Raw genomic sequence first — 23,564 nt, forward strand, 5'->3', positions numbered from 1 at the left:
TCTGCGCCACGCTTCAAACATGTGCCACCTCCATGCCATGCGCGCCACCCATCATCAGTCCGATTTCATCAACGGTAAGGCCCTGCGCGGGGCGTGGCTCAGACAGACGCCCTTCGTTCAAGGCCGCGAACCGGTCGGAGATTTCCATCAGCTCGTCCAGATCCTGCGAAATGACAACGATAGCGGCACCATTTTCTGCCAGATCCAAAAGCGCCTGCCGGATCGCCGCGGCGGCTGAGGCATCGACACCCCATGTCGGCTGGTTCACCACCAACAATTCGGGGCGCTGCAACACTTCGCGGCCGATTACAAATTTCTGCAGGTTACCGCCGGATAGCGAACGCGCCGCATTGCCGGCACCGGGCGTGCGGACATCAAAGGTCTCGATGATCTTGTCGGCAAAGCGACGCGCGCGGCTCCAGTTGAGTATGCCACCGGTCTCAAGGTTTTCACGCTCCGCTGCTGTAAGCATGGCATTTTCGGTCAGCGACATGTCAGGGGCCGCCGCATGGCCCAACCGTTCTTCGGGGGCGCTCAAAATGCCCAACCTGCGCCGCTGCGTCGGCCCCATAACGCTGACATCGCGCCCGCGAAAAGCGACCATGCCCGGCGCGCTAAGCGTTTCCCCTGACAGGGCCGCAAGCAATTCGTCCTGTCCGTTCCCGGCCACGCCACCGATCCCCAGCACCTCACCTGCGCGGACCTCGATCGAGATATCGCGCAATGGCATGCCGAACGCGCTGGGCGACCTTGCCGACAGTTTGTCCAGCGCAAGCACCACATCACCGGGGGCTTTGCCCGCCCGCACCGGTGTTTCCAGCAACTTGCCCACCATCATCTCGGCCATGTCGCGGGCAGATGTCTCGCGGGGAATACAATGCCCCACCACCTTGCCCAGACGCAGGATTGTCGCCTGATCACACAGACTGCGAATTTCCTCCAGCTTGTGGGAAATATACAGGATTGCCGTGCCTTCTGCGCTCAGCTTGCGCAGAGTCTGAAACAGAATATCCACTTCCTGCGGGGTCAGAACAGAGGTTGGCTCATCCATAATCAGAAGCTTCGGATTTTGCAGAAGACAGCGGATGATCTCAACCCGTTGACGCTCTCCCGCAGACAAATCGCCTACCACGCGGTCCGGTGCCAGCGGCAAACCGTATGCGTCCGACACCTCGCGGATCTGATTGCTAAGCGCGCCAAGCTTGGGCGCATCCTCCATGCCCAACGCAATGTTTTCGGCCACGGTCAGCGCGTCAAACAGGGAAAAGTGCTGAAACACCATGCCGACACCCGCGGCACGAGCGGCGCGTGGCTCTGCCGGAGCAAAGTTTGCACCAAACATCTGCATTTGACCGGCGTCGGGTTTCACCAAGCCATAGATCATCTTGACCAGTGTCGATTTGCCGGCACCGTTCTCGCCCAGCAGCGCATGCACTTCACCGGGTGCAATCCGGAGCGAGACATCGTCGTTGGCGATGACACCCGGATAGGCTTTGGTCAGCCCGGTAAGGTCAAGAAGTGGCGTTTCGGTCATGCACTGGCCTTCGGATGGGGCCGCGCCATCAGCTTCGCAATCGTTCCTTTTGCGATCTGTGCAGGTGCTTTGCCCATTGATTTGTCGCCAATGGGGCAGGTGATCGGCTTGGGGTCAAGCCCCATCGCCTGCAACCGCTTCCTAAATCGCGCCCATTTTGTTGCCGACCCGATCAGGCCGATGCTTTTTGCACCGCGTTGCAGCAATGTACCACAAAGTTCAAAGTCGATGTCGTGTGAATAGGTGAAGATAAGATGATCGGCGTCCAGCGGGGCCTGCGCGGCAAGGCGCGGCATATCGGTGACAGGTACGCAGGTCACATGCGCACCCGTACGGCGTGGAAACCGGTTGGCGGCGCTGTCGATCCAATGAATGTCAAACATCTGTGGCGGTGCCGAGGCGACAATCGCGCGGCCCACATGCCCCGCCCCCCAAAGCCACAGCGAGCGCGGTGGCGGCGGGTTCTCGACCGTTCGCCAGTAGGTCGATCCGGATGGATCGGTCTTAAGCGCCTCGTCAGTATAGCGCAGCGTTACGACGCCGCCGCAGCACTGTCCCAGATTAGGGCCCAGCGGAAGTGTTTCGGCATGGGCGGTTTCCCCGCGCGTCAGCATGGCGCGTGCGGTCGCGATGGCCATATATTCCAGCGTGCCGCCCCCGATGGTGCCTCTGGTGCCGGTGGGCGTGACCTTCATCGCACATCCCACCTCGCGCGGGGAAGATCCCCGTGTCGCGGTTATCTCGACCCAAAGCGCGCTCATCCAGTGGCCCGTTGCACGGCAGCCAGCACCGCTTCGGCTGTGGCAGGGGCCTGAAGATCACCGTAGCCATCGCCGCTGGCAGCGACCGCATCCGACAACGCCATAAACGCCGAAATGCCCAGCATGAAGGGTGGCTCCCCCACGGCTTTGGAGCGGTAGACGGTTTGGGCCGGATTAGGCGCATCCCACAAGTCGACATTGAAAACGTCAGGCCGGTCGGAACAGGCGGGAATTTTATAGGTCGATGGCGCATGGGTCTTCAGCACGCCTTGCTCGTCCCAGACCAGCTCTTCCGTGGTAAGCCAGCCCGCACCTTGAACGTATCCGCCTTCGATCTGCCCGCGGTCAATCGCAGGGTTCAGGGACGCGCCTGCATCATGCAGTATATCCGCGCGCAAAATACGGTTCTCTCCGGTCAGCGTGTCGATCACCACTTCGGTCACTGCGGCACCATAGGCAAAATAGAAAAACGGCCGCCCGCGCCCTGCAATCCGGTCCCATTTGATATCAGGTGTCTTGTAAAATCCGGTAGCCGAAAGCGAAACGCGGTTCTCATAAGCAGACATTACCGCTTGGGCAAAGCTCAGTGTCTCGGTGCCGACAAACACTGAACCATCCTCGAACCGGACATCCTGCGTCTGGTAACGCTCCGCCAGATGTTTGGTGATCCGCTCCCTGATTTCGTCGCAAGCGTTCTGCACCGCCATCCCGTTCAGGTCGGTACCGGAGGAAGCCGCAGTCGCTGATGTGTTCGGTACCTTGGCTGTATCCGTGGCCGTAATCTTGACCGCGTCCACCGGCACGCCGAACCGGTCCGCCGCAATTTGGGCCACTTTTTGAAACAGACCTTGGCCCATCTCTGTGCCACCATGGTTCAGGTGAATCGACCCGTCCTGATAGACATGCACCAGTGCACCGGCCTGATTGAGATGGGTGAGTGTGAATGAAATACCGAACTTGACCGGCGTCAGTGCGATGCCCCGTTTGAGAACCGGATTGGCAGCGTTCCACGTGGCAATCGCGGATCGACGTTCCCGATAGTCGGAGGTTTGTGCCAGTCGCTCCGTCATCGCGTTGATGATGCAATCGGTAACCGGCTGATCGTAGGGTGTTGTCTGCGCGTCCGAATCTTTTGGGGTGATGTCGGCAGGGGCCGGATCAGCCCCGCGCGATGCATTGTCGGCATTCACATCCGGCACCGGCCGGTCATCATGCGCGACACCACTCTCTTGCGGAATAACGCGGTCGGCATAGAAATTCGCCCGACGCACGTCGATCGGATCTTGCCCCAAATGGTGGGCAATGTGATCGATGATTTTCTCGATGCCCAGAACACCCTGCGGTCCACCAAACCCGCGAAAGGCCGTCGCAGACTGCGAGTTCGTACGCAACCGGTGCGATGTGATGCGAACGTCTTTCAGATGATAGGCGTTGTCCGCGTGCAGCATAGCACGGTCCGCGACAGGCAGGCTCAGGTCCATCGCCCAGCCACACCGCGTGTAATGCGTTACATCCAGCGCCGTGATCTTGCCTGCCCCGTCAAAGCCGACCTCGTATGTGATGCGAAAATCATGACGCTTGCCGGTGATCAGCATGTCATCATCGCGGTCATAACGCATTTTGCACGGCTTGCCTGTCATCTGTGCGGCAACCGCACATGCTACCGCCAGCGCGTTGCCCTGACTTTCCTTGCCGCCAAATCCGCCCCCCATGCGCCGCGTTTCGACCCGTACCGCATGCATCGGTTTGCCGATGGCATGAGCTACCTTGTGCTGGATTTCTGTGGGGTGCTGGGTTGATGAATGCACCAACATGTCGCCGTTTTCCTGCGGCAGGGCGAGGGCAGCCTGACCTTCCAGATAAAAATGTTCCTGTCCGCCCATGTCGATCCGGCCTGTGAGGGTCTGATCCGCTCGTGAAAGCGCCTGCACAGGGTCACCTTTGGTATAGATGCGTGGACCATCCTCGAACCGGCTGTCCGCCGCCATGGCGTCTTCTATCGTCAGGATCGCGGGTGTTGCTGCGATCTCGACCTTTGCAAGTGTAGCGGCAAAGCGTGCCGCAAGGTGGGACGTCGCTATCACCATGAACAGGGGCTGGCCCACGTAATGCACGTTATCCCGCGCCAACAAAGGTTCGTCCTGCGCAGAGGGCGAGACATCGCAATCACGCGGCAGCGTCTGCGCGGTAACCACCCTGACCACACCGGGCGCTGCCTCGACGCGGCTCAAATCCAGTGTCGTGATCTTGCCTGCTGCAACACGGCTTATTCCGAAGGCCAAATGCAGCGTGCCCTGTGGCGTGGCGATGTCATCCGTATAGCGCGCGGCACCCGTAACATGCAGTGCAGCGGCATCATGGGGCAGTGGCTTTGCGGCGCTCATGGCTGCACCTGCTGCACGTCAACTGCCGTGCCTTCCATATCATGCAGATAGCGCATCAGCATATTCTGGGCGGTTTGCATCCGGTAGCTGGCAGAGGCCCGCATGTCCGACATAGGCTCAAAATCCGCTGTCATTGCCTGCATCGCCTTGCGGACGGTCGTCTCGTCAAATTCTTGTCCGATCAACGCATTTTCCGCATTGTTTGCGCGTTTTGGCGTACCTGCCATGCCGCCGTAGGCGAGGCGTGCCGATGTGACTTTACCTCCCTCAACAACGATCGACAGACAACCACACACTGCCGAAATATCCTGATCAAACCGCTTCGAGAGCTTGTAGCAGCGCAGGGTATCATCCTGTTTCGGGATCGTAATCGCCTCGACGAATTCGCCGGGGGCGCGGTCCTGTTTGCCGTATGCGATAAAGAAATCTTCCAGCGGCAGGGATCGACGTGTATCGCCGCGCCGCAAATGCAGCGTCGCGTTCAATGCGATAAGTGCCGGCGGGCTGTCTCCGATGGGGGAGCCGTTGGCGATGTTGCCACCAATGGTCGCCGCATTACGTACCTGGACCGAGCCGTACCGCCGGATCATTTTTGCCAGGCTTGGAAAGTGCGGCGCGACGGCCCGTTCTACTTCTGTGAGGGTCGTCATGGCACCTAACCGGATGGTCCGGTCGTCTTCTGAAGCGCCTTGCAAATCTTCGCAACGGTTCAAAAACGCTACCGGACCCAGTTCGCGGAACTGCTTTGTCACCCAAAGACCTACGTCCGTCGCACCCGCAACCAACGTGGCGTCAGGATGTGCCGCGTACCACTTCGCCAGCTCATCACTATTGGTCGGCTGAACGGTATCGGCCGTATTCACAACCGCTGCATCGCTGCGCCTCAAAGACCGCAAGTGATCCGGCACAGGTTTGTCTGCAAGATCTTCTGCGGCGCGGATGATTGGCGCATAGCCGGTGCAACGGCAAAGGTTTCCGGCAAGTTGCACGTCATGATCTGTCGCCCCGTTCAGATGCGCTGTCGCCATTGATACAACAAACCCCGGTGTGCAAAATCCGCATTGGCTGCCGTGGTGGTCGACCATCGCGGTCTGCGCGGGATGCAAGGTGCCGTCGGGTGATGCCAATCCCTCGACTGTGGTCAGATGCTTGCCGTTGATCTGCGGAAGGAACAGAATACATCCGTTCAATGCGCGACTGCCGGCGGCGTCCGTCACCATTACTGTACAGGCCCCGCAATCTCCTTCGTTGCAGCCCTCTTTGGTGCCGGTCAGATGGCGCTCTTCACGCAACCAGTCCAGCACTGTCGTGGTTGCCGAGACGTCATTCAGCAATACGGGCTGTCCGTTCAGCGAAAACGTGATGTCCATGGAGTCAACCTGCCGCGGTACCTTTAGCCCTTGAATGCGCGGCGTTCGATGCGACGTAGAACGCGATCGCGCAGGCGTTTGCACCTGACACGGTATGCGGCGGCGGGGCGTCGTGCAAGAAAAATGATCCGTACAGGTCCGCAGCCACTGGTAGCTGGCAGGCGGGTCGCCTAGTCTTTGGGCATGTCAGAACATCCCCGATTCATTCACCTGCGCACCCATTCCGAATACTCTTTGCTGGAAGGGGCGCTGCGGCTGAAAAAGCTGCCCGATATGTGCGTCAAAGCGGGCATGCCTGCGCTCGCGCTGACCGATACAAACAACATGTTTGCCGCGCTCGAGTTTTCTGTCGCCATGGCTGGTGCCGGTGTGCAGCCGATCATGGGCTGTCAGGTTGATCTGGCGTATCTTGCAGTGCAACCGGGCGAACGCCCCAAGGATCCGGCCCCTATCGTCCTGCTTGCACAGACCGAGCAGGGCTACGAAAACCTGATGAAGCTCAACTCCTGTCTTTATGTCGACAAGGGCGGGCAACTGCCGCAGGTCACGCTGGACGAACTTGAGGCACTTCATGCCGGAATTATCTGTCTGACAGGCGGTCCTGATGGCCCCGTGGGGCGGCTTTTGCGCAGCAGCCAGCGCCCCGCCGCAGAAGCGCTGATGACTCGCTTGCACAAGATCTTTGGCGACAGGCTCTATGTTGAGCTGCAGCGTCATCCGGGCGAGGGGGGGCAGCCGGAAGCCGAGCGCCTGTCAGAGCAGGGATTGGTCGAGATGGCCTATGCCATGGACATCCCTCTGGTGGCGACCAACGATGTCTACTTTCCCAAGTCGGAAATGTACGAGGCGCACGATGCGCTGATCTGCATCGCGGATGGCGCTTACGTGGACCAGCAGGCTGAGCGCCGCCGTCTGACCGCACAACACTATTTCAAATCCGAAGCGGAAATGGTCACCCTATTTGCCGACCTGCCCGAAGCCATTCAGAACACGGTAGAGATTGCCAAACGCTGTGCGTTTATGACCTACCGTCGCGATCCGATCCTGCCTAAATTCGCCGATGACGAAATTGCCGAATTGCGCAGGCAGGCGCAGGAGGGGCTGAAGGCGCGCTTGGCCATCATCCCGCATGCAGCCTCGGTCGAGGAATACGAGAAACGGCTCGATTTTGAGCTGGGTATCATCGAAGGCATGGGGTTTCCGGGTTACTTTCTGATTGTTGCGGACTTTATCAAATGGGCGAAAGATCAGGACATTCCCGTAGGGCCGGGCCGTGGTTCCGGTGCGGGGTCTCTGGTGGCCTATGCGTTGTTGATTACCGATCTTGATCCGCTGCGCTATTCGCTGCTGTTTGAGCGGTTTCTGAACCCTGAACGTGTATCCATGCCCGACTTTGACATCGACTTTTGCATGGACCGGCGCGAAGAGGTCATTCAGTACGTTCAGCAGAAATATGGCCGAGACAAAGTGGGCCAGATCATCACTTTCGGTGCGCTTTTGTCAAAAGCGGCGGTACGTGACATCGGCCGCGTGTTGCAAATGCCCTATGGTCAGGTCGACCGTCTGTCCAAGATGATCCCTGTCGAAGGGGTGAAACCAGTCTCGATCGAAAAGGCGCTGGCAGATGAACCGCGCCTGCGCGAGGAGGCGAAAAACGAAGAGGTGGTTGCGCGCCTTCTGGAATACGGCCAGCAGGTTGAAGGTTTGCTGCGCAACGCGTCGACTCACGCCGCGGGTGTGGTGATCGGCGACCGTCCACTGGACGCGCTGGTCCCCCTTTATCAAGACCCGCGCTCTGACATGCCCGCGACCCAGTTCAACATGAAATGGGTCGAACAGGCAGGGCTGGTGAAGTTCGACTTTCTTGGCCTGAAAACGCTCACCGTGATCCAGAACGCTGTGGACCAGATCAAAGCGTCGGGGCGGCATCTGCATATCGCGGCGGACGGCACGGAACTTTTTACACCGCCGGAAAGTCTGCTGGACGATATCTCGACCATCCCGCTGGATGATGAGGCGTCTTACAAGCTTTATGCCAGCGCCAAGACGGTTGCGGTGTTCCAGGTGGAATCCAGCGGCATGATGGACGCGCTCAAGCGCATGAAGCCGACCTGTATCGAAGACATCGTGGCCTTGGTGGCGCTCTACCGTCCCGGTCCGATGGAGAACATTCCGACCTATTGCGAGGTCAAGAATGGCCAGCGCGAAATTGAATCAGTGCATCCGTCTATTGATTATCTTCTGGCCGAAACCCAAGGCATCATCGTTTATCAGGAACAGGTGATGCAGATCGCGCAGGTCATGGCGGGCTACTCTCTTGGCGGGGCCGACCTGCTGCGCCGTGCGATGGGTAAAAAGATCGCCGAGGAAATGGCCAAGGAACGCCCCAAGTTCGAAAAGGGTGCAATGGCCAATGGCGTCGACAAAAAGAAAGCCGCCGAGGTTTTCGACCTTCTGGAAAAATTCGCCAACTACGGTTTCAACAAATCGCATGCCGCTGCCTATGCGGTGGTCAGCTATCAAACAGCGTGGCTTAAGGCGAACCATCCGGTTGAATTCATGGCCGGCGTGATGAACTGCGATATCCATCTGACCGACAAGCTGGCCGTCTACTTCGAAGAAGTCCGCAAGCGGTTGGAACTGCCATGGGTGCCACCTTGCGTGAACCGGTCTGATGCGACCTTCAAAGTATCCGATGGAGCGTTGGTCTATGCGCTGGGCGCTTTGAAAAATGTGGGCGTTGAGGCGATGAAGCTCATTACGCAGGGCAGGGGCGACAAACCCTTTGCCACGCTCTTTGATCTCGCCCGTCGTGTTGATCTCAAACGTGTCGGCAAACGGCCCTTGGAAATGCTGGCCCGTTCTGGTGCTTTCGACCAGCTCGACCCCAACCGCCGCCGCGTGTTTCAGGCGCTCGACGGTCTGGTCAGCTATTCCGCAGCGATCCATGAACAAAAAGCGTCAAATCAGGTGTCTCTGTTTGGCGAGGCAGGCGATGACCTGCCGGAGCCACGCATGTTACCCTGCGATGACTGGGAAGCCGCTGAGCGCCTGACGGAAGAATTCAAAGCTGTGGGTTTCTATCTGTCAGGCCATCCGCTTGACGATTACATGACCCCGCTAAAGCGCAAGTGGGGTGCCGACGCAGGTGTTCCGTTCATGACGCTGGATGATCTGACAGAAAAAGTATCCCAACGCGGTGCGATGAATGCCCGTCTGGCAGGGATCGTCGCGGGCCGTCAGGAACGCAAATCGGCACGCGGCAACCGCTTTGCATTTGCGCAGATGTCTGATCCGACCGGCGGCTATGAGGTGACATTGTTCTCCGATACGCTTGAGGCGGCGCGCGACCACCTTGAAACCGGATCAAAGGTTATCGTGACGGTCGAGGCCACGATGGAAAGCGACCAGCTCAAACTGTTGGGGCGTTCGGTTGCACCCGTCGATCTGGCCGTAGTGGATGCCAGCAACATCGGATTGCGTGTCTTTATTGACGGGGCGGACGCGATTGGTGCCGTCGCGGATGTCCTCGAAGGTGCGCGGAAAGCCGCCAAGGGCAAGGGACGCGGGCCCGTTCAATTCTGCCTGATGGATCCGGCATTGCCGGGTGAAGTTGAGGTCGATCTCGGGCTGGAGTTTCCTGTAACCCCGCAAATCAAAGGGGCGATCCGGTCCTTGGGTGGCGTTTTGGAAGTCGAAGAAATTTGATGGTCCGCCATCCGCCAGTATCCCGCTGCAAAAGCTGCGTCCGTTTGCGCCGATCATCACCGTGGACGCCTGTGCTTCAATAAGATAAACGGACGCTCAAAGGTAAAGTGTGGGGCAATCATGCTGAAGGCGGGCGTTTTATTGAGTGCGGTGTTGCTGGTGGCGGCTTGTGGGGATCCACTGGCAGAGCTGCCAAGGTTCTCCGATGTGGAAGTCGCGGACACCGACCCGATTGCTGCCGCGTTGCCGAGCGAAGACGAAGTCGCCCGCGAAGGCTTCTTTGGAACAGCCGCAACGGCTCAGCAAAGCCCCGACCAACCTCTGGTAGATCCCGTTGTGACGGCTCCTGAACAGAAACGCGGATTGTTTGGCCGTCTGCGCGGTGCAATGGCGCAGAACACCAAGCCTTCGGGTGGTGCCGATGAAACATTGTCAGCTGTGGAATTCGAAGCGGCAAAATCGGCCGAAAGCGTTGCGACTTCGGAGCAGACGGTTCTTCTTGAGCGCCCCGCTGAGCTTTCACCGCTCAAGGCATCCTCGCGCGGTGGTTTCTTTTCGCGCCTGACGTCGAACCAGCCGGCCCCCACTGCCAAGAGCAATCTGGTCGAGGTCGAATACGGCGCGGTTGTGCCTTATGGCGAGATGGCGCGCAGCTGCGCCTCAAAACGCAAACCGCTTGGCAAGAAGGTGCATACCACCAGTTCCAGTGGTCATACGCTATACGATTCCAATCCCGCATCGACGGGCATGCGCACGTTCTACATTTTGGGCTTTGATGATGGCTGCCCGCGCCAGTTGACCGCAGCGCAGGTGCATCTGGGGGAACCTTCGTTCTATGAACAACTGCACTATGGTCCTGCCGGACAACATTTGGCAGTGGGTGCCACGGACAAAGCGTACGAAAGCGTCAAGGGGCGCGTTTGCGGCGCACGCAAGGGCAAACCTTGCGGATCCAAGATGAAGCGTCTTGAGCGGACAACGTTTTTTGTGAACAGCTATGAACGTCTGAACGAGAACCGCCGCTGGTCAGAGCAACTGGTCCATGACGGTCAGGTCGTTGCATCGTCAATGAAATCAAACGGCTGATCGCATCCGCGCGCCCGTCAAGGGCCGCAGCAAATCAGCCTGTGCGACATGCAGTCCGCCCTCAGTAATGCGGGGGCTGCTCGTCTCCCATCACCACCGCGCCGCCACCGGCGGCCTCACGCTCCCCTTCGCGCTGCATCAACATGTGCACACGCCGGTTCAGGGTCGTGATCTCGTCCGCCTGTTTGGCGACAATATCACTGAGGTCTTCGACAGTGCGCACAAGGTGCGCAAGTTGTTCTTCGAGGTTTTCCATGGCTGCGCCTTTACCACGGGTTTTGCGCTGGCGTAAGGGGGATGTCTTGCCCCGCAGGGTGCCATCCGTTAGACGCGGCAAAGACCCGTATGCCCCCAAAGAGGTGCCTCATGGCCAAGCCGAAAAAGACCCCCCGCCCCAAGGCGCAAACGCCGAAAGGTTTTCGCGATTATTTCGGGCCAGAGGTTACCCATCGCACGCAGATGCTGCGCAAGATTGCGGCAGTCTATGACCGCTATGGATTTGACGCGTTGGAATCTTCCGGTGTCGAAACCGTAGAGGCGCTGGGCAAGTTTCTGCCCGATGTGGATCGCCCCAACGAAGGTGTTTTTGCGTGGCAGGAAGATGCTGATGCGGACAAGCCCGGCGACTGGCTGGCCCTGCGCTATGATCTGACGGCACCCTTGGCACGTGTTTACGCCCAGCATCAGAACGATCTGCCCAAACCTTATCGCCGCTACGCGATGGGTCCGGTCTGGCGCAATGAAAAGCCAGGACCGGGGCGGTTCCGCCAATTCTATCAATGTGATGCCGATACGGTTGGGGCGTCGAGCGTAGCTGCAGACGCAGAGATTTGCGCGATGCTCGCTGATTGTCTTGAGGAAGTCGGGATTGATCGTGGCGATTACGTTGTGCGGGTCAACAACCGTAAAGTGCTGAATGGTGTGATGGAAGTTGCAGGCCTTGCGGGCGACGACAAAGAGGCCGAGCGCGGGATTGTGCTGCGCGCGATTGATAAGCTGGACCGGCTGGGCACGGACGGGGTGCGTGCGCTTTTGGGTGAGGGCCGCAAGGATGAAAGCGGCGATTTCACCAAAGGTGCCGGTCTGGACAATACACAAGCCGATGTCGTGATGGGTTTTATGCAGGCCAAACGCGACAGCGGCGCACAGACAGTCGCGCGTCTGCGCGAGCTGGTGGCAGACTCCAAGATCGGAACGGAAGGCGTGGACGAGCTGGAAACCATCGCTGATCTTCTGGGCGCTGGCGGCTATGGCGCGGACCGGATCGAGATCGACCCCTCCGTTGTCCGTGGTCTTGGATACTATACCGGTCCCGTCTACGAGGCCGAACTCACCTTCGAAATCAAAGACGACAAGGGACGCCCCCGCAACTTCGGCTCTGTTGCAGGTGGCGGGCGCTATGATGATCTGGTCAAGCGCTTCACCGGACAGGAGGTGCCCGCAACTGGTGTCTCCATCGGTGTGGACCGCCTGCTGGCCGCGCTGGACGCCAAGGGGCGGCTGGATAAAACCGCGCATGGCCCCGTTGTCGTTACCGTGATGGATAAAGACCGCATGGCCGATTATCAAAAGATGGTCGCTGACCTGCGCAGTGCAGGCATCCGCGCCGAAGTGTATCTTGGCAACCCCAAGAACTTTGGCAACCAGTTGAAATACGCCGACAGGCGCGGCAGCCCCGTTGCCGTGATCGCGGGTGGTGATGAGTTCGACAAAGGTGTGGTGCAAATCAAGGACCTGATCCTTGGTGCCAAGATTGCCGAAAACGCAACACTGGAAGAATGGCAGGCCCGCGAAAACCAGTACGAGGTCGCCCGCGACGATCTGGTAACGGAAGTGGCCAAGATCATTAACGGGACGTCCTGATGCCAACCCGTTCCGAAACTCTTGCACGTGCTGCACGACTGCGCGCCTTGTTCGAAGCGCAGGGTGCAGCCTTGGTTGAGCCACCGATCCTGCAACCGGCAGACACGCTGCTGGATCTGTATGGTGAAGACATCCGCGCTCGCGCTTATGTAACCTCCGACGCGCTTCGCGGTGAACAAATGCTGCGGCCCGATTTTACCGTGCCGGTCGTGCAAATGCATATGGCCCACGGAGCAGAGCCTGCACGCTACACATATTCCGGCGAAGTTTTTCGGCGTCAGGAAGATGATCCCACCCGCGCAAATGAATATGTTCAGGTCGGGTATGAGGTGTTTGACCGCACCGATCCGGCAGCAGCCGATGCTGAAGTTTTTGCCCTTATTGCGCAAGCGCTAGGAGAGTTGTCCTTGTCTCCTGTCACGGGTGACATTGGCGTTCTCATGGCAGCCGTCGAAGGGCTTGAAACCTCGCAAGCCCGCAAGGCCGCATTGTTGCGCCACATCTGGCGACCTGCGCGGTTCCGTGCCTTGCTGGACCGTTTTGCTGGCCGCAGCCCTGTGCCTGCATCCCGCACCGCCTTGCTGAATGGCGACATCCCGACAGATGTACCGCTGACCGGTCTGCGCACACAGGCCGAAATTGCCTCACGTATCGCCGCACTGAAAGAAGACGCCGAAACCCCCGCATTGGCCGCGAAAGACGTCACGCGGATCGAGACGCTGCTGGCCATTCAGGGTGTCATGCCTGTGGCGCTGGATGCCTTGCAATCCCTCAGCCGCGAGATGCCGCAGATCACCGATGCCGTCGCGCGTGTTGCCGCCAGAGAAGCAGCGCTTGCCGCCAGAGGTGTCAAAACGGAGACACTGATGTTTGAGGCGAGCCACGGACGCACCTCCATGGAATACTACGACGGTTTTGTTTTCGGCTTTTATGCGGTGGACCACCCGCAGATGTCTGCGATCGCCAGCGGAGGTCGCTATGATGCGTTGACGCGGCAGTTGGGGCAGGGCGGTGAAATTCCCGCCGTCGGCGGTGTGATGCGCCCCGGCCTTATGCTTGAACTGGAGGGCGCGACATGACCCTCAAACTGGGTGTGCCCTCAAAGGGGCGGTTGATGGAAAAGACGTTTCAGTGGTTCGGTGCCCATGGCATCACGCTGGAACGGACAGGCTCCGAACGTGAATACGCGGGCCGTGTCGACGGGATCGACGGCGTCAGCCTGATCCTGCTGTCGGCCAGCGAAATCCCTCGCGAACTTGCTGCGGGTCGGATTCATCTGGGGGTGACGGGCACTGATCTCATTCACGAAAAGCTCGCGCTTTGGGACCAGCTTGTCAGCCCCGTGCGCGAACTTGATTTTGGCCATGCCGATCTGATCCTTGCCGTACCGCAGGGCTGGGTAGATGTGGACACGCTCGATGATCTGGACGCCGCCGCCGCCGCATTCCGCGCACACCACGGTTTCCGCATGCGCATCGCGACCAAATATCACCGTTTGGTTCGCGACTTCCTGCGGACTTCTGGCGTGGCCGACTATGCGCTTGTTGACAGTCAGGGCGCGACCGAAGGCACCGTTGCCAATGAAACCGCGGAAGCAATCGCGGATATTACATCCAGCGGCGAAACCTTGCGCGCGAACCACCTTAAAATTCTGGGCGATGGCTTGATCCTGCAATCTCAGGCCACCCTCTGGCGCAGCCTTACGGCCCCGCTGGCAGAGGACGATCAGGCGACGATGGATGCCCTTATGACGCGGTTGGCCTAAAGCACCCCGATCTCAGCGAGTGCGCGGTTCAGGTCGTCAGGCAGCGGGGCTTCCTGATCGCGTCCCTTTGGCAGATCCATCGGTGCATCGGCGGGTTCGAGATAACGCCACCCCTGAAACGGCCGCTTGAGTGACGGGGTTACGCGGATAATTTCGGGCTCCAGCATGATGGCGCACCGCCGGATGCCGTCCTGCCCGATCCGTTCACGGAATTCGCGTACGCGCTGGCGGGCCTGCACCTCGCCCTTGATGACCCAATAGATGCTGCCCCCGTTTGTGACTTCGGCCTCCCGCTTGGGCCACATACGGGTCACATGATAGTAATGCCCGTCCTCGATCTGCTTGGAACGCTGCTTTTGCCACGCCTCCAGCTGCTCGATACTTTCTGTACCGACGCTCAGCTTGATCAGGTTGACCATCTTACCCATAAGTTACCCACCACGTTATCCACAGACTCACCCCTGAGCCACGAGATAAGGTAGCTGTTCCGCCACAAAGATCAAAGTCTGGTAGTATGTCGCACCAATCGCCGGTAGCCACCGCATCCGAAGTTTGTTAGTTTGGCTTCCTTCCCTGTTGAATTGAAAGAATCGTCATGACCCGTTTTGCTGCCCCCATCGCCGAACAAATCTGGGATATGAAGTACCGCTTCAAAGATGCCGATGGCACGCCCCGCGATGTAACGGTCGAGGATACATGGCGGCGCATCGCCCGCGATTTGGCTCAAACGGAAAAAGACTCCGCCGCCTGGGAAGAGAAATTCTATACCGCGCTGGAAGATTTCAAATACCTGCCTGCCGGACGTATCACCGCGGGTGCCGGCACCGCGCGCCGCGTGACACTCTTCAACTGCTTTGTGATGGGCACCGTACCTGACAGCATGGGTGGTATCTTTGACATGCTCAAAGAGGCAGCCCTGACCATGCAGCAGGGTGGTGGCATCGGGTATGACTTCAGCACCATCCGGCCAAAGGGGGCCGACGTTCTGGGCGTATCTGCGGATGCCTCCGGCCCGCTCAGCTTTATGGATGTCTGGGATGCCATGTGCCGTACAATCATGTCGGCAGGGTCGCGCCGTGGTGCGATGATGGCGACGATGCGCTGCGACCACCCGGACGTCGAAGATTTCATCGCCGCCAAATCCGACCCCGCCCGCCTGCGCATGTTCAATATGTCCGTATTGATCACTGACCCGTTCATGGAAGCGGTCAAGGCAGACGGCTCCTGGGACCTGACATTTGACGGTAAAGTCTACCGCACCGTGCAAGCTCGCGATCTGTGGGACACGATCATGCAGGCCACCTATAGCTACGCAGAGCCGGGCGTGATCTTTATCGACCGGATCAATGCGGCAAACAATCTGAGCTATTGTGAAACGATCGCAGCCACCAACCCCTGCGGTGAACAGCCCTTGCCGCCCTATGGTGCCTGCCTTCTCGGGTCGATCAACCTTGCCCGTCTGGTGGCAAACCCCTTTGATGACGCGGCCAAACTTGACGAAGAGGCCCTGCAGGAACTCGTCGCCACCGCAGTGCGCATGATGGACAACGTCGTCGATGTCTCCAAATTCCCGCTCGACGCCCAAGCCGCCGAAGCACAGGCCAAGCGCCGCATCGGTCTTGGTGTTACGGGGCTGGCTGATGCGCTGCTGATGGTCGGCTTGCGCTATGGTTCTGATGAGGCCGCCGCCCAGACAGAGGCATGGCTTAAAGCAATTGCCCGTGCCTCCTATCTGGCCAGCGTCGACCTTGCCAAAGAAAAAGGCGCATTTCCGCTGTTTGACGCAGAGGCCTACCTTGCGTCCGGTACAATGCAGCAGATGGACGACGATGTGCGCGACGCGATCCGCACCCACGGCATCCGCAACGCGCTGCTCACCTCGATCGCGCCCACAGGAACGATCAGCCTCTATGCGGGCAATGTCTCCAGCGGGATCGAGCCGGTCTTCGCCTATGCTTACACCCGCAAGGTTCTGCAAAAAGACGGATCGCGCACCGAAGAGGAAGTCGTGGATTACGCTGTCCAGATGTGGCGCGAGCTCAAAGGTGACGCGCCTTTGCCTGATTACTTTGTGAACGCCCAGACCCTACCACCGCTGGACCACGTTAAAATGCAGGCGGCCGCACAAAAGTGGGTCGACAGCAGCATTTCAAAAACCATCAACTGCCCCGAAGACATCAGTTTCGATGCCTTTAAAGACGTCTACATGGAAGCATGGGACACCGGCTGTAAAGGGTGCACAACTTACCGGCCCAACGATGTAACCGGCTCCGTCCTTAGCGTCTCCGAAGACACGAAAGCCGACAAGCCTGTGCCAGTGCAGGAAGGTGGCGAGGTCGTCTATATGTCCGAACCGCTTGACCGTCCCGAAGAACTGGAAGGCAACACATACAAAGTCAAATGGCCCGACAGCGAGCACGCAATCTACATCACGGTCAACGACATCGTGCTGAACGGCCACCGCCGCCCGTTTGAGGTGTTCATCAACTCCAAAAATATGGAGCACTTCGCCTGGACCGTTGCACTGACCCGCATGGTCTCTGCCGTCTTCCGCCGGGGCGGCGATGTGTCGTTCGTGGTGGAAGAATTAAAGGCCGTGTTTGACCCGCGCGGCGGCGCATGGATGGGCGGCAAATACATCCCGTCAATTCTGGCAGCCATCGGCGGCGTGATCGAACAACATATGATCGCGACGGGTTTCATCGCGGGCGAGGGTATGGGCCTTAAGACCGATCCGCAGGCCAAAGTCGTAGGCCTTGATGCCCCGCGTGGCAAAGCCTGCACCAGCTGCGGCCAATACGACCTTCGCATGGTCGAAGGCTGCATGACCTGCGGCTCCTGCGGGCATTCCAAGTGCGGCTGAATTGAGCGGGGGGCAACGTGTCCAGTATTTGGCCGTTGTCCCTCCTAATACAAAGTACCAGCCGGTACCTACGATAAGCGTTAAATACGGCTAGTCTCGGTATCAATCGCGTTGGCCATCACCTCAACGATCAGATCAATTTCAGCGTCCGTTGATGTGAAGCATGGGGCCAGCAAGACGTGATCGCCAGCGGTGCCGTCTGCACAGCCCTGTGACGGATAGCAGATCACGCCCGCGTCCTTTGCAGCGTTCAGCACTCGACCGGCGAGGTTCAGCGACACATCAAAGGGTTTCTTTGACGCGCGGTCCTGAACGATTTCCGCGGTCCAGAACAATCCACGGCCACGAATATCACCTACATGTGCGTGGTCTTCCAGCCGCGCGCGCAGTCCCGCCTCCAGACGGGCACCCTGCTTGCGCACAGCGCTCAACAAATCGCGGTCTTCTATCTCGCGCATCACGGCCATCGCACCTGCGGTCGCGACGGCATGGCTCATGTAAGTATGGCCGTTCCACAGCTTGCCACTGCCGCCCAAAATCGCACCGACAACTTTTTCCGACGCCATAACGGCGGCAATCGGCTGGTAGCCCGCGCCCAGGCCTTTGGCCATGGTGGTGATGTCGGCGCAAATCCCTTCCTGCTCCAAGGCAAAAAGCGAACCTGTGCGGCCCATCCCGCACATCACCTCGTCTGCGATGTACAGAACGCCGTGACGGTCGCAAATCTCGCGGATGCGTCTGAAATAGCCCGCTGGTGCGGGTTGGGTGCCGAGCGAGGCACCAACGACCGGTTCTGCCACAAAAGCCGCAACATTTTGCGGGCCAAGCGCCTGAATACGCTCTTCCAGTTGATCGGCCATGCGCCGTGCAAAATCAGCTTCGCTTTCGGCATCTCGCTGGAACCGGTAGGCATAAGCCGCATCGATATGCTCCACATCAATCAGCAATGGTGCGAAAGGTGCGCGGCGGCCTGCGTGGCCGCTGACCGACAGCGCGGCAAGCGTGTTGCCATGATAACTGGGGGCGCGGGCAATGATCTTGGCGCGCTGCGGCTCTCCACGCTCCACATGATATTGGCGTGCCAGTTTCAGCGCCGCCTCCATCGCTTCCGATCCGCTGCCCAGATACATGACGCGCCCTTCACCTGTACCTTGCGGCGCACGCGCGACCAAAAAATCCGCAAGCTCTTCAGCGGGTTCGTTGGTGAACAGACCTGTATGGGCAAACGACAGTGTTTCCATCTGCCGCGCGACGGCATCGCGCACGGCACGGTTATCATGGCCCAGACTGGACACCGCCGCACCTCCGCAGGCATCCAGATAACGTTTGCCCGTGCTGTCGATCAGATAGGCCCCTTCACCCCTAACGATGGTGGGCTGATCTCCGGTCAAGGTGCGGCGCAAAACGTGGCTCATCTGGTTTCTCCGAATGGGGCGAGTTTTTTCCCGCCAAGCGCGTGAATGGTATCTCAGACAGGCAGTATCGCTCAATTCGGATGATCTGTCTCGGAACATCTGCAACGCGTGGATCGAAACCAAAAGATGGTATCTGCGCGAACCCCTCTGCGGGCGTTACGTCAGATGACATCAGCCAGATGAGTAACGCTGAAATCTGCGCCAAGATGGATCATGTCGTCAACCTGTGCAGGCAAAGACGCCGCATTCCCGACGTCGCGCAGCATTGACGCAGGTACCGTCGTAGTGCGCGACAAAGCGCGGGCAGGGGGCTCTCCCACATCGTTAATCAGGACGTCGAGAGATCGCGCCATGGTGACGTCCGCTCCGGCCAGCGTGCCATCAGACAGGGTCAGGCGACCACCCGCCCGTTTGATTTGCCGGCCGTTCAGTTCGAAGTGGGTGATATCGGACCCTGCACAGGCCATTGCATCGGTCACTACAAAGATGTCTCGGGGTCCTTTATGCGCGGCCAGCGCAAGGCGGATCGTGGCGGGGTGAACATGAACGCCGTCTGCGATCAATCCGGCGGAGGCCTGTGGGTGGCTCATGGCGGCCCCGACCAACCCAGGCGCACGGCTTGTCAGCGGGCTCATCGCGTTGAACAGATGGGTGGCACAGCGGGCACCGGCATCAAACGCGCGCATTGCGGTATCGTAGTCGGTGTCACTGTGGCCCAGCGACACAATCACCCCTGCGTCGGCCAAGGTGCTGATATCGCTAAGGGAGACAGTTTCGGGGGCCAGTGTGACCATGAGGTTCGGCAGACTGTCAGCGGCGTCCAGCAGCACCTTCATGTCGTCGGTCGTCATGGCGCGGATCAGCCCGGCGTCATGCGCACCTTTCTTGACGACGTTCAGATGCGGCCCCTCAAGATGAAGTCCGGCGACCCCTTTGACACCGCCGCGCACGGCCTGCCGGACGGCTTCAATCGCTGCCGCAGTGATCTTGGGCCTGTCGGTGATCAACGTCGGAAGGAACGCTCGCGTGCCGAGCGACATATGCGCCTGCGCCATGATCTCGACGGTTTCAACGGTCGGCGCGCTATTGAACATCAGCCCGCCACCGCCATTCACCTGAAGATCGACAAACCCCGGCATGATCGTGCCGCCATCAAGGTTGATCTGGCGCGTGTCTTTGGAGATCTGCGTTTCGGGAACGACCTTGGCCGCATTGCCCTCGACGATCACAGCTTGCGCTGTCAGAATTTGCGTTCCGTCAAAGACATTTGCACCGACCAGCGCCAGTGACTGTTTCATGTGTTCGCCAGCGCGGTTTGCCACGCCATCGCAAAAGCGCCATCAAGCGCAGTGCCGCGGGGCTTAATCACATTTTCGACCATCTCGGCAGGCAGATAATTGCGGTAATGCGGGCCAACCCCGCCCGCGAGCGCCAGTTGGTCGCCTGTCTGAAAGCCGAGCGTCCGCAGGCAGTGGATGATATAATCCGCGCCCTTCTTCATCAGTTCCTGACCGACCGCATCACCTTGCGCTGCATGCTCGATCACATCGCGGGCAAGTTTTGCAAAATCACCGGGCGCCGCTGACGATGCGAAATAGATCATGTCAATCAGACCACCCTGATCGGACAGAACCTTTTCGGTCAACGGACTATGCGCCCGCAACCCGTCTTCTGCCATAACGATCTGCTCAAGCAGATGACGGCCCAGCCACGACCCGGATGCCTGATCCGATATGTCAAATCCCCAACCGCCGACCGTATGCAAGCCCAGAGCCTTTTGGCGTGCCACGATGGTGCCGGTGCCAAGGGCAACAACATACCCGTCTGTATCACCCAGCGCGCCCCTGACCGAAGTGGCGCGGTCCCCTGTGACACTGGAACGGCCATAGGGCAGAGCGGCCCGAACGGCTTCCATTTCCACGTCGGAATGTGCGCCCGCCACGCCAAAATGTGCTGTGATCTGATCAAGTGGTACATGACCTAGGTCGGCTTGCTGCAAGGCTTCTGTGACCGCACCCGTCAGATTGCGGATCGCATTTTCGAAGTTGCTGTGAACATTGCCGGGACCGCCTTCGGCCTGTCCCAAAATGCCCGCTTCGATCGTGCCCGCGCAGGCACGACAGCCGGTACCCCCGCCATCCGCGGCGACAAGAACGGATTGCTGCGTCGTCTTCATAATCTTGTTATAAGGCGGGCTTGCGCCAAAAGCCCAGAGCCGTTGTGCATGGTGTTTTGCTCATAGCGATGCCGCTGCGCGACTTGCCTGATCGTACTGGCCCGAAATGGCACGCAGACCTGCTGCAATTTCGCGCAGATCGTCGCCAGTGGTGTCGACACGGCTCAACCCGTCCAGAAAACAGCTCTTGCGCACAGCCCGGTACGCTTCACACAGCGCGGCCCCTTCTTCGGATGTGCGATAAAACACTTCTTTTCCGCGCTTGTCGGAAGCAAGCAAACCGGATTTCAACAACTTGCGCAGGGCATAATTAACTGTGTGCGTGTCTTCGATGTTAAGCAGAAAACAGATATCGGTCAGCCGCTTTTCGCGTCCCCGGTGGTTGGTGTTATGCAGAACCAGTATTTCAAGCGGTGTCAGTTCCGCATTTCCTGCCGCCGTCATGCAACGCGCCATCCAACGGGTGAAAGCATTGTAGGCAATTATCATGCCGTATTCGAGTTCAGATGCTTCCCAGCCCTCTCCTTCTGCAAGATGGCGGGACGACACGATGCGGCGTTCGGGCAGGGGGCGGGACGAGTTGGGCATAGAACCTCACGGAGTTGACCCCCTTGACGTTAGCGAATTGTAAACGATTTACAAGCGTGACCAGACACTCCAACCCAGCGATATGGCAAGCAGTCTGCGCAATCATAGCGGGTAAACGTGCTTCCACTACCACGGATTCTAAAATGACGTCCCGTCAGATGTACGGTCGACTTATGCTGCATATGGTGGATGAGGCTGTGGAAATATCAACATATTGATTTTCGCGTCATGCGGGAATGCTTCTTTAACAGAATTCCGCAACGCATTGGAAATTGTCACAAAAAGCGACTTCCAAGCTCAGGTCTCATTTGTTAATCTTTCTTTAATAAAAACTGAGGCAGGCAGAACGAGCAATGAAAACGGGCTTTCGAGGCACGTTTGTCATCAGCTGGTCGCAAACAGAACTAGACGGCCTTGATGCCGCCCCGCTGCAAAACCTAAAAATAGGTGCGGCATGGGCATGGCGCGGGGATGCCATCCGGGTGGATGGACCATCGGACGTTTTGCGGCTGGATCAGGCAGACGGCGCAGATAAACTTCGCAAACGAGCGGCACGCATGGTGCACCGGCTGGTCGGTGCGGCGTTGGATAAAGAAGCACCCCAGCTTTCGGATCAGCAAAAAGAAGCGCTGGATCACTCACCTTTGATGGATAACAGCTTTGTCGTTACGGACGGTGGCAAAAGCTACACCGTGACGCTGATCGAAGTCGGCGGCGGCAACCAGCCGCTCCTGATGTTTCTCAATGAAATCCCGCCCCGCAATTGCGACCTCTGGATCGTACATCACACATTGGGCTCGATGCCGAATGATCTGGATTCAGACGGCAGCGGCGGCGTCATTTGCTTTACGCCCGGCACACGTATCCAGACGCCCGAAGGTCTGATGCTGATCGAGGATTTGCGCGAAGGCGATCTGGTGCAGACAAAAGACAACGGCAGCCAGCCTGTCCGCTGGATCGGCAGTCGCCGGATGACCGGCGCACGCCTTTTCGCGATGCCCAAACTCCGCCCCGTGCGTATTTCCTCGGGTATGTTCAGTAACGGCATCCCAGATGAGGATCTGATCGTCTCTCCGGAACACCGCATTTTGGTCAAGGGTGCCGTCGCGCAAGAGCTTTTCAACACACCAGAAGTGCTCGTCGCGGCCAAAGACCTGATCAACGGCGATACCGTTACGGTCGATTTGAAAATGCGCGAGGTCACCTATGTGCATCTGCTGTTCGATCGTCATCAGGTGATGTGGGCAAACGGCGTGGAAACCGAAAGCTTCCATCCCGCGTCAGCAGCACTCAGCACACTCAGCGAAGTGGACCGTGCCCGTCTTCTGGCCAATCATCCCGAGCTTGAGTTTGATCCGCACACCTACGGCAGCTTTGCACGGCGCAAATTGTCTGCATCCGAAGCGGCAATACTGAACCACGCAGCATAGATTTACGGGCGCGTGCCGCATAAACTGCGGCGCGGCCCCCTCTGAGGTCAGCCGTCTGTGCGGCTTTTCACAAGCGTCTCAATAATTTTTTTCGCATCATCACTGTACCAGTCGGCATCGCCCCGCAGCCGTGCGATCTCGCGCCCTTCAGGGTCGAGAATCACTGTGATCGGTAAGCCGAAGACCCCCATTTGTGCGGCCAACGCCTGCTTTGGGTCCTGATGGCGCGGCAGGCTGTCGATCCCTGCCTCGGCGAAAAACTTCTTGATCCCCTGAGGCGAATTGCGCCCGGTCGCGATGGTCAGCACCTCGAAATCGGCACCGCCGAACTCTTTTTGCAGCGCGTTAAGCTGTGGCATTTCCTTGCGGCAAGGCGCACACCACGTGGCCCAGAAATTTACCAGAACGTACTTCCCCTTATAGTCCGCAAGCGTCCCTTTGCCTGCATCATCGGCCAGTTGAAAAGCCGCATCAGAGGTCGCTTCGGGTGTGCTGTGGACGATCAGTTTCTTCATGTCTCCGTCACGGATCGACAGAATGTCGGGACCTGCGGCAAGCGCTGCATTTGCACTGGTCAAAAGGGCCGTATACACGAGGCCGAGTAAGACTTTTTTCATTCGT

At 58.8% G+C, this 23,564-nt stretch carries 18 protein-coding genes; 7 read left to right on the top strand and 11 right to left on the bottom strand.

Annotated features, from left to right (window positions below; translation table 11 throughout):
* Nucleotides 1–13: 13 nt before the first annotated feature.
* Genes Z946_RS0112310 through xdhA form a run of 4 tightly spaced genes read right to left on the bottom strand, consistent with a single transcriptional unit; the run spans nt 14 to nt 6,049 of the window.
* The gene (locus Z946_RS0112310) at nt 14–1,534 is read right to left on the bottom strand and encodes an ABC transporter ATP-binding protein (RefSeq protein ID WP_025056035.1); all 1,521 of its coding nucleotides are present in this window, start codon (nt 1,532–1,534) and stop codon (nt 14–16) included.
* On the bottom strand, nt 1,531–2,295 hold the full coding sequence (gene xdhC, locus Z946_RS0112315; RefSeq protein ID WP_025056036.1) for a xanthine dehydrogenase accessory protein XdhC: 765 nt from the start codon (nt 2,293–2,295) through the stop codon (nt 1,531–1,533). Before xdhC ends, Z946_RS0112310 begins: the two co-directional genes overlap by 4 nt.
* On the bottom strand, nt 2,292–4,679 hold the full coding sequence (gene xdhB, locus Z946_RS0112320; RefSeq protein ID WP_025056037.1) for a xanthine dehydrogenase molybdopterin binding subunit: 2,388 nt from the start codon (nt 4,677–4,679) through the stop codon (nt 2,292–2,294). Before xdhB ends, xdhC begins: the two co-directional genes overlap by 4 nt.
* Nucleotides 4,676–6,049: a xanthine dehydrogenase small subunit gene (xdhA, locus tag Z946_RS0112325; RefSeq protein WP_025056038.1), complete on the bottom strand. Its 1,374-nt coding sequence runs from the start codon at nt 6,047–6,049 to the stop codon at nt 4,676–4,678. Before xdhA ends, xdhB begins: the two co-directional genes overlap by 4 nt.
* A gap of 183 nt (nt 6,050–6,232) precedes the next feature.
* On the opposite strand from xdhA, the gene dnaE reads away from it, so the two are divergent.
* Together dnaE and Z946_RS0112335 are read left to right on the top strand one after the other, a co-directional pair.
* Nucleotides 6,233–9,757 (top strand): DNA polymerase III subunit alpha, encoded by a 3,525-nt coding sequence (gene dnaE, locus Z946_RS0112330; RefSeq protein ID WP_025056039.1) that lies wholly within the window; start codon nt 6,233–6,235, stop codon nt 9,755–9,757.
* A 120-nt stretch (nt 9,758–9,877) separates the two neighbouring features.
* Nucleotides 9,878–10,843, top strand: coding sequence for a hypothetical protein (locus Z946_RS0112335; protein ID WP_025056040.1), 966 nt, complete (start codon nt 9,878–9,880; stop codon nt 10,841–10,843).
* Nucleotides 10,844–10,904: 61 nt separating this feature from the next.
* Here Z946_RS0112335 and Z946_RS0112340 read toward each other — a convergent pair whose 3' ends face one another.
* Entirely contained in the window at nt 10,905–11,099 is a 195-nt protein-coding gene (locus tag Z946_RS0112340; protein ID WP_025056041.1) for a SlyX family protein, read from the bottom strand.
* A 110-nt stretch (nt 11,100–11,209) separates the two neighbouring features.
* Here Z946_RS0112340 and hisS point away from each other — a divergent pair, with 110 nt between their 5' ends.
* Genes hisS through hisG form a run of 3 tightly spaced genes read left to right on the top strand, consistent with a single transcriptional unit; the run spans nt 11,210 to nt 14,471 of the window.
* Nucleotides 11,210–12,706 (top strand): histidine--tRNA ligase, encoded by a 1,497-nt coding sequence (gene hisS, locus Z946_RS0112345; RefSeq protein WP_025056042.1) that lies wholly within the window; start codon nt 11,210–11,212, stop codon nt 12,704–12,706.
* Nucleotides 12,706–13,785: an ATP phosphoribosyltransferase regulatory subunit gene (locus tag Z946_RS0112350; RefSeq protein ID WP_025056043.1), complete on the top strand. Its 1,080-nt coding sequence runs from the start codon at nt 12,706–12,708 to the stop codon at nt 13,783–13,785. The genes hisS and Z946_RS0112350 overlap by 1 nt, the downstream gene beginning before the upstream one ends.
* The gene (gene hisG / locus Z946_RS0112355; RefSeq protein ID WP_025056044.1) at nt 13,782–14,471 is read left to right on the top strand and encodes an ATP phosphoribosyltransferase; all 690 of its coding nucleotides are present in this window, start codon (nt 13,782–13,784) and stop codon (nt 14,469–14,471) included. Before Z946_RS0112350 ends, hisG begins: the two co-directional genes overlap by 4 nt.
* On the opposite strand, the gene Z946_RS0112360 is transcribed toward hisG, so the two are convergent.
* Nucleotides 14,468–14,899: a DUF1489 family protein gene (locus Z946_RS0112360; protein WP_025056045.1), complete on the bottom strand. Its 432-nt coding sequence runs from the start codon at nt 14,897–14,899 to the stop codon at nt 14,468–14,470. The two genes, hisG and Z946_RS0112360, sit on opposite strands and share 4 nt — an antisense overlap.
* 167 nt (nt 14,900–15,066) lie before the next feature.
* On the opposite strand from Z946_RS0112360, the gene Z946_RS0112365 reads away from it, so the two are divergent.
* The gene (locus tag Z946_RS0112365; RefSeq protein WP_025056046.1) at nt 15,067–17,334 is read left to right on the top strand and encodes an adenosylcobalamin-dependent ribonucleoside-diphosphate reductase; all 2,268 of its coding nucleotides are present in this window, start codon (nt 15,067–15,069) and stop codon (nt 17,332–17,334) included.
* Between the two features lie 80 nt (nt 17,335–17,414).
* Here Z946_RS0112365 and Z946_RS0112370 read toward each other — a convergent pair whose 3' ends face one another.
* The 4 genes from Z946_RS0112370 to Z946_RS0112385 form a co-directional block, all read right to left on the bottom strand.
* The gene (locus tag Z946_RS0112370; RefSeq protein WP_025056047.1) at nt 17,415–18,749 is read right to left on the bottom strand and encodes an aspartate aminotransferase family protein; all 1,335 of its coding nucleotides are present in this window, start codon (nt 18,747–18,749) and stop codon (nt 17,415–17,417) included.
* 161 nt (nt 18,750–18,910) lie between these two features.
* Complete coding sequence (gene nagA / locus Z946_RS0112375; protein WP_025056048.1) at nt 18,911–20,047, bottom strand: N-acetylglucosamine-6-phosphate deacetylase; 1,137 nt, start codon at nt 20,045–20,047, stop codon at nt 18,911–18,913.
* Complete coding sequence (locus Z946_RS0112380; protein ID WP_025056049.1) at nt 20,044–20,925, bottom strand: glucosamine kinase nucleotide-binding domain-containing protein; 882 nt, start codon at nt 20,923–20,925, stop codon at nt 20,044–20,046. The genes nagA and Z946_RS0112380 overlap by 4 nt, the downstream gene beginning before the upstream one ends.
* A 60-nt stretch (nt 20,926–20,985) precedes the next feature.
* Nucleotides 20,986–21,513 carry a winged helix DNA-binding protein gene (locus Z946_RS0112385; protein ID WP_025056050.1) on the bottom strand — a complete coding sequence of 176 codons (528 nt, stop codon included), beginning with the start codon at nt 21,511–21,513 and terminating at the stop codon, nt 20,986–20,988.
* Nucleotides 21,514–21,866: 353 nt separating this feature from the next.
* On the opposite strand from Z946_RS0112385, the gene Z946_RS0112390 reads away from it, so the two are divergent.
* The gene (locus Z946_RS0112390; RefSeq protein ID WP_025056051.1) at nt 21,867–22,943 is read left to right on the top strand and encodes a Hint domain-containing protein; all 1,077 of its coding nucleotides are present in this window, start codon (nt 21,867–21,869) and stop codon (nt 22,941–22,943) included.
* Nucleotides 22,944–22,990: 47 nt separating this feature from the next.
* On the opposite strand, the gene Z946_RS0112395 is transcribed toward Z946_RS0112390, so the two are convergent.
* Entirely contained in the window at nt 22,991–23,560 is a 570-nt protein-coding gene (locus Z946_RS0112395) for a TlpA disulfide reductase family protein (RefSeq protein ID WP_025056052.1), read from the bottom strand.
* Nucleotides 23,561–23,564: the final 4 nt, after the last annotated feature.

The sequence above is a fragment of the Sulfitobacter noctilucicola genome, assembly GCF_000622385.1.
Lineage (GTDB): Bacteria > Pseudomonadota > Alphaproteobacteria > Rhodobacterales > Rhodobacteraceae > Sulfitobacter > Sulfitobacter noctilucicola.